Origin of the sequence: Zunongwangia sp. HRR-M8, assembly GCF_027594405.1 — a bacterium.
In the GTDB taxonomy this organism is placed as follows: Bacteria; Bacteroidota; Bacteroidia; order Flavobacteriales; family Flavobacteriaceae; genus Zunongwangia.
In genome coordinates this window covers 3,194,877-3,211,305 of sequence record NZ_CP115161.1, presented here as the reverse complement: position 1 = coordinate 3,211,305, position 16,429 = coordinate 3,194,877, and the positions used below count along the sequence as shown (strand labels likewise).

Genomic DNA, 16,429 nt, shown 5'->3' with positions numbered 1-16,429 from the left:
GTATGGCAACCACTGATAAAGGCATATTAAACAGGTTATATTTTATTGCAGGGTGCATGTTCATCTTTGCAGTGGCTGTTGGTGTGAAGCTAATGGATATTCAATTTGTAGAAGGAGAACATTATAAGCAACTTTCTGAAGAACGAGTTTATCGCAATTTCAAAATCCCGGCAAACCGGGGGAACCTTTACGATTCTAATGGAAGCCTTTTAGCAGCTTCGGTACCAAAATATGATATTAGGTTTGATGCAGTAACTGTTTCAGATGAAGTTTTTGAAAGTAATGTATTAAATCTCTCCAAAGAGCTTTCTAAAATGTTAGGGAATACGCCTTCCTATTATGTTCATAAACTAAGAACTGCTCGTGCCCACAATCAACGTTACGTTTTGATAACTCGAGGCCTTGGATATTCAGAATATATGAAAATTAAAAGCTTTCCGATTTTTAATTTGGGAGCTTATAAAGGTGGCCTTATTGTAGAGCAACGCACGGTAAGAGAGCATCCACTAGGTAAAATGGCAGAGCGTACGGTTGGTTACGAGCGTAAGGATGATGAAGGGTATTTTACCAGAGTTGGATTAGAAGGAGCATTTGGTCCTTATTTAAGAGGAACCGACGGGCATCGATTAAAACAAAAAATTGCCAAGGGACAATGGAAACCTATTAGTGACAATAATGAAGTTGAACCTAAAGATGGTTATGATGTAATTTCTACGATCGATGTAAATATTCAGGATATAGCGCATCACGCCTTACTGAAGCAACTCGAAGATTTTGAAGCTGAACATGGGACGGTGATCGTGATGGAAACCGAAACTGGCGAGATTAAAGCAATGTCTAACCTTGGTCGAACCGATCAGGGAACTTATTTCGAAAAGCGAAATTATGCGGTTTACGAGGCGCATGAACCTGGTTCAACTTTTAAGTTAATGGCAATGGTTGCCGGTTTAGAAGACGGAGTGATAGATACAAGCCAGGTGGTAGATACAGAGAATGGTGTTGTGCGTTTTTACGGAAGGGCAGTTCGTGATTCTCATCACGGCGGCTATGGAAAAATTACCGCAGCAAGAGCTTTTGAGCTTTCTTCGAACACCGCTTTCACAAAAATGATCACTCAGGGCTACAAAAGCAATCCGGGAAAGTTTGTGGATAGACTTGATGATATGGGAATATCTCGAAAAATCGGATTAGAAATTAAAGGAGAAGGAAGTCCTAAAATACCACACCCAGATGATAAAGGATGGAATGGTTTAAGTCTTCCCTGGATGGCGTTTGGTTATGGGGTTTCAATCACTCCTTTACAAACACTAAATTTTTATAATGCTATCGCGAACGATGGCAAAATGGTAAAACCACGGTTTATTAAGGAAGTAAAAGAGTGGGATAAGACCATCGTAAAAATGGAAAAAGAAGTAATTAATCCATCTATCTGTTCTCCCGAAACTGCGAAAAAAGTCCGGGAAATGATGAAAAATACCGTGAAACGTGGTACGGCAGCAAATATATATACGCCTAATTTTTCAATGGCCGGTAAAACAGGAACCTGTCAAACCGAATATTGGATAGAGCCGGGAAGATATATAGCTTCTTTTGCCGGATATTTTCCTGCAGATAATCCTAAATATTCCTGCATCGTGGTTGTTCATAAACCAAAAAGGAGCAAAGGGTATTATGGTAATATTGTAGCCGCTCCGGTTTTTAAAAGAATAGCACAAAAAATTTATACCGATACACCAATAATGGATACACTTCCATCTTTGGATGTCGAAAACGAAATTATAGAAAAAGATTTTGAAAAATATTATTCTGAAGTTGGAAATCAAAAATTAGTTATGCCCAATGTAAAAGGCATGCCGGCTATGGATGCTATTCCGATTTTGGAGAATCTAGGATTAAAAGTTCAGGTAAATGGTGATGGGATTGTAAAAAGTCAGTCGATTATTGCCGGACAGAAAATAAAAACTAATCAAAAAGTAAATCTGAAGTTAAGTTGAAAATACTTAAGGACATATTATATAAAGTAAGCATGGAATCTGTAGTAGGGAATACTGCAGTAGCTATAAATAATATTCATTTCGATTCTAGAAAAGTTGAAATGAATGATGTTTTTGTAGCCATTACCGGCACGGTTTCCAACGGTCATGATTTTATAGAAAAAGCGATTAATCAAGGCGCTTTGGTGATTATCTGTGAAGAACTCCCAACAAATATTGTAAACGGAGTGACTTATGTGCAGGTAGCAAACTCTAAAGAGGCATTGGCTTTTATGGCTTCAAATTTCTACGGAAATCCTTCAGACAAATTAAAACTGGTGGGGGTTACCGGTACCAATGGTAAAACCACTATTGCTACTTTATTGTATGATCTATTTACCAAAGCCGGCTTTAAGGTTGGTTTACTTTCAACAGTAAAAGTAATGGTTGGCGATACACTTTATGAGGCAGTTCGCACAACTCCAGATTCGCTAACAATCAATCATTATTTGGCGGAAATGAACGAAGAAGGTGTAGAATATTGCTTTATGGAAGTGAGTTCTCACGGGATCGATCAACACCGTACAACGGGATTAGAATTTGCAGGCGGAATTTTCACCAATCTTAGTCATGATCATTTAGATTACCATTCTAGTTTCGCAGAATATAGAGATGTGAAAAAACGCTTTTTTGATGAATTGCCGGCTTCAGCTTTTGCATTAACCAACGTTGATGATAAGAATGGAGAGGTAATGCTTCAAAATACCAATGCGAAACAATATACGTACGGTTTAAAAAATTACGCTGATTATAAAGCACAAATTCTGGAAAATCAATTCACAGGATTATTGCTGAAAATAAATGATCAGGAAGTTTGGTCGCGCTTAATCGGAAACTTCAACGCTTATAATATTCTTGCTATTTATTCCGCTGCGGAATTATTAGGCTTAGAACCTTTAGAAAACCTGAAGTTTATAAGTGAACTCCATTCAGTAAATGGGCGTTTTCAATACGTGATTTCTTCCGAAGAAAAAATTACTGCGATTGTCGATTATGCGCACACGCCAGATGCTTTAAAAAATGTGCTGGAAACCATCAATGCGATTCGTACTAAAAATGAGGAATTAATCACAGTTGTTGGTTGCGGTGGTGATAGAGATCGAACTAAAAGACCAAAAATGGGACATATTGCTTCAGCATTAAGTTCTAAAGTGATCTTTACTAGTGATAATCCAAGAACGGAAGATCCCGATGCTATTATCGAAGAAATAGAAAAAGGGGTAGAGCCTCAAAATTTCAATAAAACACTTTCAGTAACCAATAGAAAACAAGCCATTAAAACCGCTTGTCAGATGGCCAAAGCCAACGATATTATTTTGATCGCTGGAAAGGGGCATGAGACCTATCAAGAAATACATGGCGAAAAGCATGATTTTGATGATCTCAAAATTGTAAATGAGTTTTTAAAACAGCTAAAAAAGTAAACGCCAAAAGGCAGAAAATTAGAATATGCTTTATTATTTATTTCAATTTTTAGAAGAGCAATATCAGTTTCCGGGAGCTCAGCTGTTTGAATATATTTCATTCCGGTCTGCTATGGCTATTCTTTTGTCGTTGTTGATTTCTACAATTTACGGGAAGCGAATTATCATTTACTTACAGACCAAGCAAATTGGTGAAAGTGTACGCGAGCTTGGTTTGCAAGGACAAACTGAAAAAGCCGGCACGCCAACAATGGGAGGCTTAATTATTATTATTGCTACGCTAATCCCGGTATTGCTTTTGGCCAAATTGGAGAATATTTATGTGATTTTACTAATCATCACCACCATCTGGATGGGAGCTATCGGCTTTTTGGATGATTATATTAAAACATTTAAAAAAGATAAAGAGGGATTGCCCGGTAAGTTTAAAATCTTAGGGCAGGTAGGTCTTGGTTTGATCGTAGGTTGCGTAATGTATTTTCACGACGGAATTACGGTAAAGGAAAAAACAAATTCTGAAGATGTTATCACTCAGGAAATGATGCTTGGTGATAAAAAGTTACCAGAAATGGGGCCTAGCCAAAAAAATCTTACTACGACGATTCCTTTTGTAAAAAATAATGAGTTCGATTACTCCAAAATAATCTCATGGATTAACCCAGATTTGGCAAAATACGCCTGGATTATTTTTATACCAATTGTAATTATTATCGTTACAGCAGTATCTAATGGAGCAAATCTTACCGATGGCGTAGATGGTCTTGCTGCAGGTTCTTCAGCAATTATAGTGTTAACACTAGGCATTTTCGCGTGGGTTTCGGGGAACATTATTTTCTCAGATTACCTAAATATCATGTATATCCCAGATTCTGGTGAAATGACTATTTATATCACTGCTTTTACTGGTGCCTTGGTAGGATTTTTATGGTATAACACATTTCCCGCTCAGGTGTTTATGGGGGATACAGGTAGTTTAACCATTGGCGGAATCATTGCTGTTTTGGCAATAGCATCCAGAAAAGAACTATTGATACCTATTTTATGCGGAATTTTTCTTGTTGAAAATCTTTCTGTAATACTACAGGTTTCATGGTTTAAATACACTAAGAAAAGATTTGGCGAAGGAAGAAGGATATTTTTAATGTCGCCATTACATCACCACTATCAAAAGAAGGGGCATCATGAAAGTAAAATTGTTGTTCGTTTTTGGATTGTGGGAATATTTTTGGCCATTCTAACTGTGGTGACACTTAAACTTCGATAAAATTGAATAAAAAGATCGTCATACTTGGTGGAGGAGAAAGTGGTATAGGAACAGCAATTTTGGCTAAAAAAGAAGGCTATAAAATATGGCTTTCAGACAAAGGAAAAATAAAAGAAAAATATAAAAAAGTTCTTGAACATCTTGATATAGATTGGGAGGAAGAAATGCATACGGAAGCTCAAATTTTTGATGCTGATGTGGTGATGAAAAGTCCCGGTATTCCAGATACAGTGCCGATGATTAAAGCACTTCGGGAAAAAGGAATTCCTGTGATTTCTGAAATAGAATTTGCTGCGGAATATACCAATGCGATTATAATAGGAATCACCGGAAGTAACGGTAAAACCACTACTACAAAATTTGCAAATCATCTTTTAAAAGATGGCGGTTTAAAAGTAGGAATGGCTGGTAATGTTGGGGATAGTTTTGCGAAACAAGTGGCTGAAACCAATCCCGATTATTATGTTTTGGAGCTTAGTAGTTTTCAGTTAGATGGAATCGAAAATTTTAGACCGCATATTGCGATTTTGACCAATATAACACCCGATCATTTAGATCGATATGATTATAAGTTTGAGAATTATATCAATTCTAAATTCAGGATCACAAAGAACCAAACAGAGGAAGATTATTTTATTTATGACGCAGATGACGAGGTAATTACAAACTGGCTAAAAAACAACAAAGTTAACGCACAGTTACTGCCATTTTCGCTGGAGAAAAAGCTGGAGAATGGTGCTTATATAGAAAAAGACAAAATTATCATAAAGACACAAAATACAGAGTTTACTATGAGTACTTCAGATTTAACATTAGAGGGTAAACATAATGCAAAGAATGCAATGGCAGCGGCTACGGTAGCAAAGCTTCTTAAAATAAGAAAGAATACGATTCGTGAGAGTATGGAGAGTTTTCAGGGAGTAGAGCATCGTTTGGAAAAAGTACTTAAAATTAATAACGTTCAATATATCAACGATTCTAAGGCAACAAACGTAAATGCAACATACTACGCTTTAGAAAGTATGGAAGGCCAGACGGTTTGGATCTTAGGTGGCGTTGATAAAGGCAATGTTTACGATGAACTTTTACCACTGGTAAATGAAAAAGTAAAAGCGATTATATGCCTTGGTGTAGATAATACCAAGATCATTAATTCTTTCGGGAATTGTGTCGAGACTTTGGTAGAAACTGAAAGTATGAGTGAAGCTGTGAAAATGGCTTACCGACTTACTGAAAAAGGTGATACCGTATTGCTTTCACCAGCTTGTGCAAGTTTCGATTTGTTTGAGAATTACGAGGATCGCGGTAGACAGTTTAAAGAAGCGGTTAGAAATTTATAGAAGATCATTCAGTTTAACTGAAACAGCGAAATGGGAAACATTTTTGCAAATATTAAAGGAGATAAGGTAATCTGGGCTACGGCTGGTTTGCTGGCAATTTTTTCATTTTTGCCGGTATATAGCGCCAGTAGTAATATAGCTTACCTGTATGGTGATGGTAGTACATTTAAATATTTGATTGTTCATTTTTTCCATTTGTTGCTAGGCTTTTGTGTATTGTTTGCAGCGCATAAAGTACCCTATCATTATTATCGAGGCTTATCGATTTTAATGTTACCGGTAGTTGTTGTGTTGCTTGTTTATACAATGGCTCAGGGAACGGTGATCGATGGTGCAAATGCTAGTAGATGGATACGTATTCCGGTATTGGGAGTTACATTTCAATCTTCCACATTTGCAGCGGTGGTTTTAATGATTTATGTCGCCAGATATATGTCTAAAATCACCGAAAAAAAAATCACTTTTAAAGAGACAATTTTACCGCTTTGGGTGCCTGTAGGTTCAGTATTAATGTTAATTTTGCCGGCCAATTTTTCCACAACTGCAATTATTTTTGTTATGGTTTTGGTACTCATGTTTTTAGGAGGATATCCTATAAAATATTTGTCGGCAGTTGTATTGGCAGGAGTCGTTTTATTCGGAATTTTTGTACTTGCAGCGAAAGCTTTTCCCGGTGTTTTGCCAAATAGGATAGATACTTGGACTAGTAGATTAGAAAATTTTACGAACGACGAAGATACCGAGGCCGATTATCAAATTGAAAAAGCAAAAATAGCAATTGCAAGAGGAGGAATTACCGGTACTGGAATAGGGAAAAGTGTACAACGAAATTTTTTACCACAGTCTTCTTCAGATTTTATATACGCGATAATTGTTGAAGAAATGGGGCTCATTGGCGCTTTTGGAGTAATGTTAGCATATTTGATGATTTTGTTTAGGATTATTATTGTGGCTACAAAAGCCAATTCTGTTTTTGGAAAACTGCTGGTGATGGGGGTTGGTTTACCAATTATCTTTCAGGCTCTGGTGAATATGGCTGTTGCGGTAGAATTATTTCCGGTAACGGGACAAACACTGCCATTAATAAGTAGTGGTGGAACTTCAATCTGGATGACTTGTTTATCACTTGGTATTATTCTTAGTGTAAGCGCAAAGAGAGAAGAAGAAAAAGAATCTGAAGAAGCAGAAAGAAAAGCAGAGGACGAAAATCCTCTAGATATTTTAAGTGAAGCTATATGAGTAAAGATTTACGCATCATATTATCTGGTGGAGGTACGGGAGGCCATATCTATCCGGCCATTGCTATTGCCGATGAGGTAAAGCGCCGCTATCCCGATGCGAAAATCAAGTTTGTGGGAGCGCAGGATAAAATGGAGATGGAGAAAGTACCGCAAGCGGGTTATGAGATCGAAGGTCTTTGGATTAGTGGTTTGCAACGAAAGTTAACGTTTAAAAATCTAATGTTTCCATTCAAATTGCTGAATAGTATTAGTAAATCCAAAAAGATCATTAAGGATTTTAAACCGAATATAGTTATAGGAACCGGCGGATTTGCAAGCGGACCTTTATTGCATGTGGCGAATAAGCAGGAGATACCAACCTTGCTTCAGGAACAAAACTCATTTCCAGGAATCACTAATAAGATCCTTGCGAAAAGAGCAAATGTAATTTGTGCAGCTTATGATGAAGTGAAACGATTTTTTCCGCAGGAAAAAGTAAAGAAAACAGGAAATCCGGTACGCCAGGATTTATTGAATATAGATACCAAGAGAGAAGAAGCACAAAAGTTTTTCAATCTTGATACAAATAAAAAAACAGTTCTTGTGCTTGGCGGAAGTTTAGGCGCAAGAAGAGTGAATCAGTTAATCGCTCAATATTCAGATAAGTTGAAGAAGAATGATATTCAGCTTATCTGGCAGTGTGGGAAATTGTATTTCGAAGAATACAAATCGTATTCTGAAGGTACTGTTCAGGTTCATCAGTTTTTAAACCGAATGGATTTGGCCTATGCTGCGGCAGATGTGATTATTTCTAGAGCGGGAGCAGGAAGTGTTTCTGAATTGTGTATCGTTGGGAAACCGGTGATTTTTATTCCGTCTCCTAATGTTGCTGAAGATCACCAGACTAAAAATGCTATGGCAGTGACTAAAAATGATGCTGCTATAACCATTGGTGAAACCGAGCTGGAGGAGAAATTTGAAAATACATTTTTCGATTTGCTGAATAACGAAATTCAGCAGAAAGAATTAGGTGAGAATATAAAGAAAATGGCCCTGCCTAATGCAACGGCCGATATTGTAGACGAAATTGAAAAACTAATTATTAGATAAACCAAGATTGAGTAATTTTAGTCACATACAAAACTTTTATTTTATCGGTATTGGCGGTATTGGGATGAGCGCTTTAGCGCGTTTCTTTAAATACCAAGGCAAGAATGTCGCCGGTTATGATAAAACAGCTTCAGTGCTTACCAAAGAGCTGGAAGCTGAAGGTATTCTTGTGACTTTTAAAGATGATATTAGTGAAATTCCGCAGCAATTTAAACGTTCAGAAAACACTATTGTAGTCTATACTCCTGCGGTTCCTAAAGAGAATTTACAATATCAATATTTTATTCAGGAGCAATATATTTTAAAGAAGAGAGCTGAGATTCTTGGATTAATAAGTCGTGATCGTTTTACGCTTGCCGTTGCAGGTACGCATGGGAAAACTACCACAACAGCTATTTTAGGACATTTACTAAAAGAAACAAATGCTCCGGTAACGGCATTTTTGGGCGGTGTTAGTGAAGACATTCAGAGTAATTTAATTCTGAAGGGTGATGAAGTTATTGTTGCTGAAGCAGATGAATTTGATCGTTCTTTTCTTCATCTTTCGCCAAATATAGCGGCCATTAATTCTATGGACGCCGATCATTTGGATATTTACGGAGTAAATGAACATTTGCAGGCTTCATTTAAAGCCTTTGCAGATTTACTACCAGAGGATGGAACGCTTTTTATTAAAAACGGACTTCCGCTGAAAGGAAAAAGTATAGGAATTGAAGATGATGCCGATTTTTCAGCAATAAACATAAAAATTATAGACGGAAGTTATCATTTCGATCTAAAAACTCCGTCTGAAATTATAGAAGGTTTTATTCTCAATTTGCCTGGTAGACATAATGTAATGAATGCGGTTACTGCGTTAGCTATGGCGCTGGAATATGGAACTCCTTCAAATGTATTAGGTGAAGCGTTAAGAAGTTTTGCCGGTGTTCGTAGACGTTTTTCATATAAGTTAAAATCCAAAGGGTTTACGCTTATCGACGATTATGCGCATCATCCGGCAGAGATTGATGCAGTATTTAATGCGGTGGAAGAAATGTATCCTGAAATGCCCAATTTGGTCATTTTTCAGCCTCATTTATTCAGCAGAACAAGAGATTTTGCAGATGATTTTGCTGAAAAATTATCGCAATTTGATGAAGTCTTGCTGATGGATATTTATCCGGCAAGAGAAAAACCGATCGAAGGAGTAAATTCAGAATGGTTATTGAGCAAAATTGATAACCCGAATAAGCATTTGGTGAAAAGAAAAGACCTAGTAGCCGAAATTAAAAAAAGTAAAGCCAAAGTTGTTTTAATGCTTGGCGCTGGTGATATAGGGAATGAAGTAGAACAGGTTAAAAAAGCATTTGAAGATGAAATCTAGGTTAGGTTACATAAAATTTGTGCTTTTAATAGGATTGGTAGCTTTTCTATTTGGTTTTGCAGAGAAGCGTCATGATAATCGCAAAATGAGCGGTACAGAAGTTCATTTTACAGATAGTGAGAACTTGTATATAACGGTAGATTCAGTTAATAACTTGTTGATACAAAATGAAGAAGCAAATGCTAACCTGGGCGAAGAAACTTTAGATTTGAATAAGGTAGAAGCGTTGCTTAATAGCAACGAGATGATTGAAAATGCAGAGGTTTATCTTGATCTTGATGGAAAGCTTTCAGCAATCGTTAGTCAGCGTAAACCTATTGGAAGAGCTGTGGGGAATACTTCATTTTACCTAGATAAAAACGGTAAGGTTATGCCGCTTTCAGAAAATTTTTCTGCTCGCGTGCCATTAATGTCGGGATTTGATGAAGTTAATATTTTAGAAGCATATCCGTTGGTAAGTTATATTAAAAATGATAGTTTTCTTAGTAAGCATATAACTACAATTAATCGTCTTAACAACGGACGATATGAATTGAACATGCGGAAGCTTGATTTTGTAGTTTACTTTGGAGCAATTAAAAATGTAGAATTGAAGTTTAACAATTTTAAAGCATTTTATAAAAAGGCTTTAAAAGATGAAAAGTTAGATACCTATAAGAGAGTGAATTTACAATTTGGGAACCAGGTTGTATGCACTAAAAAGTAAGATATGGAGCAAAATGATATTGCAGTAGGACTGGATATAGGGACCACCAAGATTGTTGCCATGATTGGCAAGAAGAATGAGTATGGAAAGGTAGAAATTGTTGGGATTGGTAAATCTAAAAGTCTTGGCGTACATCGTGGTGTGGTAAATAATATTACGCAGACCATACAATCGATACAGCAAGCGATTCAGGAAGCTGAAGCAGATTCTGGCTTAAAAATTAGTGATGTTGTTGTGGGAATTGCCGGGCAGCATATAAGAAGTTTACAGCATAGTGATTATATCACCAGGCCAAATCCTGAAGAAGTTATAGATGCTGAAGATATTCACAGTTTATGCAATCAGGTACATAAATTAGTAATGTTACCTGGGGAAGAAATTATTCATGTGCTTCCGCAGGAATTTAAAGTAGATGGTCAAGCTGAAATTAAAGAGCCAATCGGGATGTACGGCGGCCGTCTTGAAGCTAATTTTCATGTAGTTGTAGGGCAGGTTTCTTCAATAAGAAATATCGGGCGTTGCGTTAAAAGTGCAGGATTAGATCTTTCCGCAGTAACATTAGAGCCTTTAGCTTCGGCAAATGCGGTGTTGAGTCAGGAAGAAAAAGAAGCGGGTGTAGCATTAATCGACATAGGTGGTGGTACAACAGATCTTGCAATCTTTAAAGACGGAATTATAAGACATACTGCAGTGATTCCATTTGGAGGTAATGTAATTACTGAAGATATTAAAGAAGGCTGCTCTATCATAGAAAAGCAGGCTGAATTGCTGAAGATTAAATTTGGATCTGCATGGCCGGGCGAAAATAAGGATAACGAGATCGTTTCTATTCCTGGACTTCGCGGTAGAGAACCTAAAGAGATTACCTTAAAAAACCTTTCTAAAATAATTCATGCTCGTGTAGTAGAAATTATAGAGCAGGTTTATCTAGAAATAAAGAACTACGGTCACGAAGATCAAAAGAAAAAATTGATCGGTGGATTAGTATTAACTGGCGGCGGTGCACAATTAAAGCATCTTAAGCAGTTGGTAGAGTATATAACTGGAATGGATACCAGAATAGGATTTCCTAACGAGCATCTGGCAGGTAATAATGAAAGTGAAACTACAAGTCCTATGTATGCAACAGCTGTAGGATTAGTGATGAATAGTCTGGAAGCCAGTAAAAGTAGTTTTCAGGAAGAAGCTGTGTTGAAGGAAAAAGAGCCTGAGCCGGTAGAAATAGAAAAAGAGGTTCCCGCGCCAGAATGTGAAGAACCGCAAGTACAGGTAGAACAACCTAAGCCCCGTAAAAGTATTTTTGATAAGTGGGCAGAAAAGTTTAAAGATTTTTTAGATAACGCAGAGTAACGAAATAGCACAATAGAGAACCAGTAAAATTGAATTTATGAGCAATACAGAATTCGGAGACATATCATTCGATTTACCTAAAAATCAATCGAACGTCATCAAAGTTATTGGTGTAGGTGGTGGAGGTAGTAACGCTATTAACCACATGTACCAATTAGGGATTAAAGGAGTAGATTTTGTAATCTGTAATACAGATTCGCAAGCTCTGGAAAATAGTACCGTCCCAAATAAAATCCAACTAGGGGTAAGCCTTACAGAGGGATTAGGAGCGGGTGCTAATCCACAAATCGGGGAGCAGGCAGCAGTAGAAAGTTTTGACGAGATTAAAAACATGCTTGATGTAAATACCAAAATGGTATTTATTACTGCAGGTATGGGAGGAGGTACCGGTACAGGTGCTGCTCCTGTAATCGCAAAACAGGCAAAAGAAATGGATATTCTTACTGTTGGGATTGTAACTATTCCTTTTCAGTTTGAAGGTAGAATGAGAAATGAACAGGCACAGCGAGGTGTAGAAAAACTGCGCAGCCACGTAGATTCTCTTATTGTTATAAATAATAATAAACTGCGTGAAGTTTACGGTAACCTTGGTTTTAAAGCTGGTTTCTCTAAAGCCGATGAAGTATTAGCTACAGCTTCCAGAGGTATTGCAGAAGTTATAACCCATCACTATACACAGAATATTGACCTTAGAGATGCTAAAACAGTATTAAGTAATAGTGGTACCGCAATAATGGGATCTGCAAATGCTTCAGGTGCAAGTCGTGCCCAGGATGCTATTGCTAAAGCTCTGGATTCTCCATTATTAAATGATAATAAAATTACCGGTGCTCAAAATGTATTGCTATTAATTGTTTCCGGTTCCGAAGAAATTACTATTGATGAAATTGGTGAAATTAACGATCATATTCAGGCAGAAGCCGGCCACAGTGCTAACATAATTATGGGTGTTGGTGAAGATGAATCGCTTGAAGGTGCTATATCTGTTACTATTATTGCTACTGGTTTCAATGTAGAACAGCAAGACGAAATCACTAATACTGAAACTAAAAAGATCATCCACACTTTAGAGGATGAACAAAAGGCTGAACATGAATTTCCTTCAAATAAAAAAAATGCCGGTTCTTTTACAGAATTGCCATTAGCTGAAGAAAAAAGAGAAGCCGAAGCTCCAAAAAAGATCGTTCATACTTTAGATGAAAATTTAGAGGAAGTGGAAAATGCTCGGCCACAACCAAAAAATGAAATTCTACAGCCAGAACCGCAGCCGCAGCCGCAAACAAGGCCACAGCAAAAGGAAGTGGTGCGTGGTGAATCTTCTCCTGCACCTGCTAAAGATCCAGATCTTTATACTCCACCTTCAGCGTACAATATGGATGTGTTTTACGATGATGTAAATCCTGATGATTTTGTAATTAACGATACTAATGCTGAATCAGAAAATTTGGGAAATCAGGAAGATGAGAATGATGATCAATTTATGTTTACATTCGATTTTCCAATAAACAAAGAGCAATCAAAGGAATCAACTTCAAGAGAAGAAGTTGAGGCTCCAAAGCATCAACCGCAACAGGAAGTAAAGCCGCAGTCGGTAATTAGACACACGCTAAATCCTGATGAGCCTACCAATGAGGTGAAGAATATTGAGGTAAATGAGCCTGTTGAAGTTGTTTCGGCAGCAGAAAACTCAATTGACGGTACTGTAAAAAGGTATAGCTTAGATGATTATATGGAATTTGAGCAGCAATTAGAGAACTCAAAACCAGCAAGCAAACCTAAAAAAGAAGAGCCAAAAGAAGAAAGTATCGCTTTTGAAAAGCGTACGGTACAGCCAGCTCCTCAAAAGGAAGATTCTCAGGATGCAAATCCTTTCAATAATCCAATTCCCGAGCATGTTGTAGAGCGTGCAGCTGAGCGTAGAGCAAAAATGAAAGAATTCAATTACAAGTTTAGGAGCAATGCTTCACAAATTGAAGAAATTGAAAAGCAACCTGCCTATAAAAGAGCTGGTATAAATTTGGATAGTTCTAATCCAGGAGAGAATAAAATGTCGCGTACCACATTGGGACAAGATGAAAATAATGATCTTCAGTTTAGAAGAAATAATTCGTTTTTACACGATAATGTAGACTAGTTCAAAGAAATTTGACTGGAAAAATAAAAAAGAGGCTCAAAGGCCTCTTTTTTATTTTTTGAAAATAAGGGAAATAATTATTTACGCCATTTTTTAATTCTCTGTTCAGCTTCTTTTTCACTACCCCAGCCTTTTAGTTGGATGCTATTATCTTTATCGTAGCTTAGAAACCAAAGTTCTATAATATCTTTAGCTTCAGGATAATTTTCTAGAAAATCTTTATAGGTTTCTGCTTTAAATATTTGATCTTTTTTAAGTGCTGGCACAGCTATAATTTTATCATCTTCTTCATTTTCATCGAGCAATTTAAGAATCGCTATCGGTTTAATGGGAATTATAGTGCCAGATTGTAAAGATTCACCTAAAATTAAAACATCCAGGGCATCACCATCACCTCCTTTTTCAGGATCAGAAAAAGTAGAAGGAATAAAACCATAATTTCCGGGGTAAGGTAGAAATTCTATAAGCCTGTCTATTCCTTCCCGCTGATCGGGTAAAAATTTTTGCTGTTCGTGATTGTACTCTATTTTTGAATTTGTACCTGCCGGAATTTCAACTACAGCTTGATAATAGCCATCTTCATTTCTTGCTGAAAGATTATAATAATCTTTGTTTTTGCAGCTAAAACAAAGCAATTAAAATGGGCAATATTAGAATCTTTAAATGCTTCATTAATTTGGGTTAATCCCAGTAGATCATAAAGTATTTAAATTTTGCATCATCGGGAATTTGTGAGGATCTAATTTTTGTATCTGTATCGTAACGCAAACTAGAAGGTAATTCTTTCTTATCGATCGTTATATAAGCATTAATTTCATCGATAAACACTACTGCCGAGCTAATGGTGTTTTCTATTCTCGAAATTTTATAATTTTCGACAATGTCTTTAAATGTACTTGCAGAATTTAAGCCTGCTTTGGTTTTAAATCTGGGATCTAAAACTCTTATGTAACCAATAGTGCTGGTGCTGTCAAATTCTTGTGCAGGTTCTAAATTTAGTAATTCTACTCCTCCTTTTTCAAAAACCTTTATTTCATCTGTAGCTCTTAGTTGCATAGGGCCACTTATTTGTTTTACAAGCGAATCTTCTTTATACAGAGAGTCTAGTTGATTGATCTTGATATCTTTCTTCAATTTCCCCACCTGTGCTGCAGTAATTAAGAACGGATTGTTTTCGTCTTTCTGGCAGGAAGTTATTAGTAAACAAGCTAAAATGAAGAATGAAAGGATATTTTTTTTCATGTTTGGTAGTAATTGCTGTTGTTTTAATTTGGCGTAAATTAGTTAACGCTTGTAAATAAGATTTGTTATTAAACTAAATCACTTTTCAGTAAGATTTAATCGATTTAGAATTCTTAAATTTTTTATAAAAGTAAGCAATACCTGCTTATTGCAGAAAGGGATTTTTTTAGTATGAGGTTATAAAACTGCAGCTTCTAATAACTGTATAGTGCCCAATTCACCGTCAATTTCAGCTTCAATTCCGTTAGGAATGGTACTGTTATGGTCAATATGGCCAATCATTGCGCCACTAAAGGCAGGAATGTCTAAGGGCTTTATATAATGATCTAAAACTTCCTCTAAAGTTAGGCTGCCGTAACCGCTTCCACCGGGATCACATTCGGTACATTTTCCAAAAACGAAACCTTTAATTTGCTTTAAAACGCCTCCCAATTGAAGTTGGGTCATCATTCGGTCTATTGCATAGACTTTTTCGCCCACATCTTCAATATATAAAATTTTGTCACTCCAATCTGAAGGGAAATATTCACTCCCCATAATTCCGGTTAATACAGAAAGATTCCCTCCTAATAGGCGTCCTTTTGCACTTCCGTTTGCTATTGTGCGAATACGGTTTGAAGTTTGGGTGAGATTATCGCCAATTGATTTTGGATTTTCTAGAAGCGGATTTTCTTTATTGAATAAAATAGCTTTTAGGTGAGAAACACTAAAGCTATTCCATGTAGAAACCGCTACAGGAGCATGAAATGTAACTAATCCTGTTTTCTCGAAAATAGCCGAATGTAAGGCCGTAATATCGCTATATCCAATGAAGATTTTAGGGTTGGCTTCTATTGCGTCGTAATCTAAAAGTGTTAAAATTCTTGCTGAACCAGAACCACCACGCAATGCAATTATTGCCTCTATAGATGGATCTTTAAACATTGCGTTTAATTCACCGGCACGTTCTTCGTCTGTACCGGCTAAGTGGCCGTATCTATTTTTTACAAATTTGCCAAACTTCACTTTTAGCCCCATCGCTTCAAAAGATTCTTTGGCGATTTGGTATGGTTCAGTTTCAAAAATTGCGCTTGCAGGACTTATAATTCCAATAGTATCCCCTTCTTTTAAAGCTTTTGGTTTAATGATTTTTTTCGTGCTTTTATTTCCGTAGAAAGTATTACTCGCATAAGTGGTTAAAGGTAATGCCAGGCTGGTTAGTCCAATATTTTGTAGAAATTTTCGTCTTTCCATGGTAGTTGTT

Annotated in this window: 13 protein-coding genes; 10 read left to right on the top strand and 3 right to left on the bottom strand. The window is 36.7% G+C overall.

Annotated features, from left to right (window positions below):
* Positions 1-2: 2 nt before the first annotated feature.
* From PBT89_RS13905 to ftsZ, 10 genes are read left to right on the top strand one after another with little or no spacing between them, the layout of a single operon-like run.
* Positions 3-1,994, top strand: coding sequence for a penicillin-binding protein (locus tag PBT89_RS13905; RefSeq protein ID WP_270060303.1), 1,992 nt, complete (start codon positions 3-5; stop codon positions 1,992-1,994).
* Positions 1,991-3,457: a UDP-N-acetylmuramoyl-L-alanyl-D-glutamate--2,6-diaminopimelate ligase gene (locus PBT89_RS13900; RefSeq protein WP_270062408.1), complete on the top strand. Its 1,467-nt coding sequence runs from the start codon at positions 1,991-1,993 to the stop codon at positions 3,455-3,457. The genes PBT89_RS13905 and PBT89_RS13900 overlap by 4 nt, the downstream gene beginning before the upstream one ends.
* Before the next feature lie 25 nt (positions 3,458-3,482).
* Positions 3,483-4,721 (top strand): phospho-N-acetylmuramoyl-pentapeptide-transferase, encoded by a 1,239-nt coding sequence (gene mraY / locus PBT89_RS13895; protein WP_270060305.1) that lies wholly within the window; start codon positions 3,483-3,485, stop codon positions 4,719-4,721.
* Positions 4,722-4,723: 2 nt separating this feature from the next.
* Positions 4,724-6,061, top strand: a complete 1,338-nt coding sequence (gene murD / locus PBT89_RS13890; RefSeq protein ID WP_270062407.1) for a UDP-N-acetylmuramoyl-L-alanine--D-glutamate ligase — start codon at positions 4,724-4,726, stop codon at positions 6,059-6,061.
* Positions 6,062-6,091: 30 nt separating this feature from the next.
* Complete coding sequence (locus tag PBT89_RS13885; RefSeq protein WP_270060307.1) at positions 6,092-7,300, top strand: FtsW/RodA/SpoVE family cell cycle protein; 1,209 nt, start codon at positions 6,092-6,094, stop codon at positions 7,298-7,300.
* Positions 7,297-8,391 carry an undecaprenyldiphospho-muramoylpentapeptide beta-N-acetylglucosaminyltransferase gene (gene murG, locus PBT89_RS13880; protein WP_270062406.1) on the top strand — a complete coding sequence of 365 codons (1,095 nt, stop codon included), beginning with the start codon at positions 7,297-7,299 and terminating at the stop codon, positions 8,389-8,391. The genes PBT89_RS13885 and murG overlap by 4 nt, the downstream gene beginning before the upstream one ends.
* A gap of 7 nt (positions 8,392-8,398) precedes the next feature.
* Positions 8,399-9,754, top strand: coding sequence for a UDP-N-acetylmuramate--L-alanine ligase (gene murC / locus PBT89_RS13875; RefSeq protein ID WP_270062405.1), 1,356 nt, complete (start codon positions 8,399-8,401; stop codon positions 9,752-9,754).
* On the top strand, positions 9,744-10,460 hold the full coding sequence (locus PBT89_RS13870) for a cell division protein FtsQ/DivIB (protein WP_270062404.1): 717 nt from the start codon (positions 9,744-9,746) through the stop codon (positions 10,458-10,460). The genes murC and PBT89_RS13870 overlap by 11 nt, the downstream gene beginning before the upstream one ends.
* A gap of 3 nt (positions 10,461-10,463) precedes the next feature.
* The gene (ftsA, locus tag PBT89_RS13865; protein ID WP_270062403.1) at positions 10,464-11,810 is read left to right on the top strand and encodes a cell division protein FtsA; all 1,347 of its coding nucleotides are present in this window, start codon (positions 10,464-10,466) and stop codon (positions 11,808-11,810) included.
* A 37-nt stretch (positions 11,811-11,847) separates the two neighbouring features.
* Positions 11,848-13,944: a cell division protein FtsZ gene (gene ftsZ, locus PBT89_RS13860; RefSeq protein WP_270062402.1), complete on the top strand. Its 2,097-nt coding sequence runs from the start codon at positions 11,848-11,850 to the stop codon at positions 13,942-13,944.
* A 77-nt stretch (positions 13,945-14,021) separates the two neighbouring features.
* Here the strand turns inward: ftsZ and PBT89_RS13855 are convergent, their stop codons facing one another.
* The 3 genes from PBT89_RS13855 to PBT89_RS13845 form a co-directional block, all read right to left on the bottom strand.
* Positions 14,022-14,579, bottom strand: a complete 558-nt coding sequence (locus PBT89_RS13855) for an inorganic diphosphatase (protein ID WP_270062401.1) — start codon at positions 14,577-14,579, stop codon at positions 14,022-14,024.
* Between the two features lie 46 nt (positions 14,580-14,625).
* Positions 14,626-15,186, bottom strand: a complete 561-nt coding sequence (locus PBT89_RS13850; RefSeq protein ID WP_270062400.1) for a hypothetical protein — start codon at positions 15,184-15,186, stop codon at positions 14,626-14,628.
* 177 nt (positions 15,187-15,363) lie between these two features.
* Positions 15,364-16,419, bottom strand: coding sequence for a S66 peptidase family protein (locus PBT89_RS13845; RefSeq protein WP_270062399.1), 1,056 nt, complete (start codon positions 16,417-16,419; stop codon positions 15,364-15,366).
* Positions 16,420-16,429 lie beyond the last annotated feature (10 nt).

Bases quoted from the DNA above. Each gene is read 5' to 3' on its own strand.
- ftsZ (WP_270062402.1), top strand. From the start codon at position 11,848: ATGAGCAATACAGAATTCGGAGACATATCATTCGATTTACCTAAAAAT.
- PBT89_RS13850 (WP_270062400.1), bottom strand. From the start codon at position 15,186: ATGAAAAAAAATATCCTTTCATTCTTCATTTTAGCTTGTTTACTAATA.
- PBT89_RS13905 (WP_270060303.1), top strand. From the start codon at position 3: ATGGCAACCACTGATAAAGGCATATTAAACAGGTTATATTTTATTGCA.
- PBT89_RS13885 (WP_270060307.1), top strand. From the start codon at position 6,092: ATGGGAAACATTTTTGCAAATATTAAAGGAGATAAGGTAATCTGGGCT.
- PBT89_RS13845 (WP_270062399.1), bottom strand. From the start codon at position 16,419: ATGGAAAGACGAAAATTTCTACAAAATATTGGACTAACCAGCCTGGCA.
- ftsA (WP_270062403.1), top strand. From the start codon at position 10,464: ATGGAGCAAAATGATATTGCAGTAGGACTGGATATAGGGACCACCAAG.
- mraY (WP_270060305.1), top strand. From the start codon at position 3,483: ATGCTTTATTATTTATTTCAATTTTTAGAAGAGCAATATCAGTTTCCG.
- PBT89_RS13870 (WP_270062404.1), top strand. From the start codon at position 9,744: ATGAAATCTAGGTTAGGTTACATAAAATTTGTGCTTTTAATAGGATTG.
- murG (WP_270062406.1), top strand. From the start codon at position 7,297: ATGAGTAAAGATTTACGCATCATATTATCTGGTGGAGGTACGGGAGGC.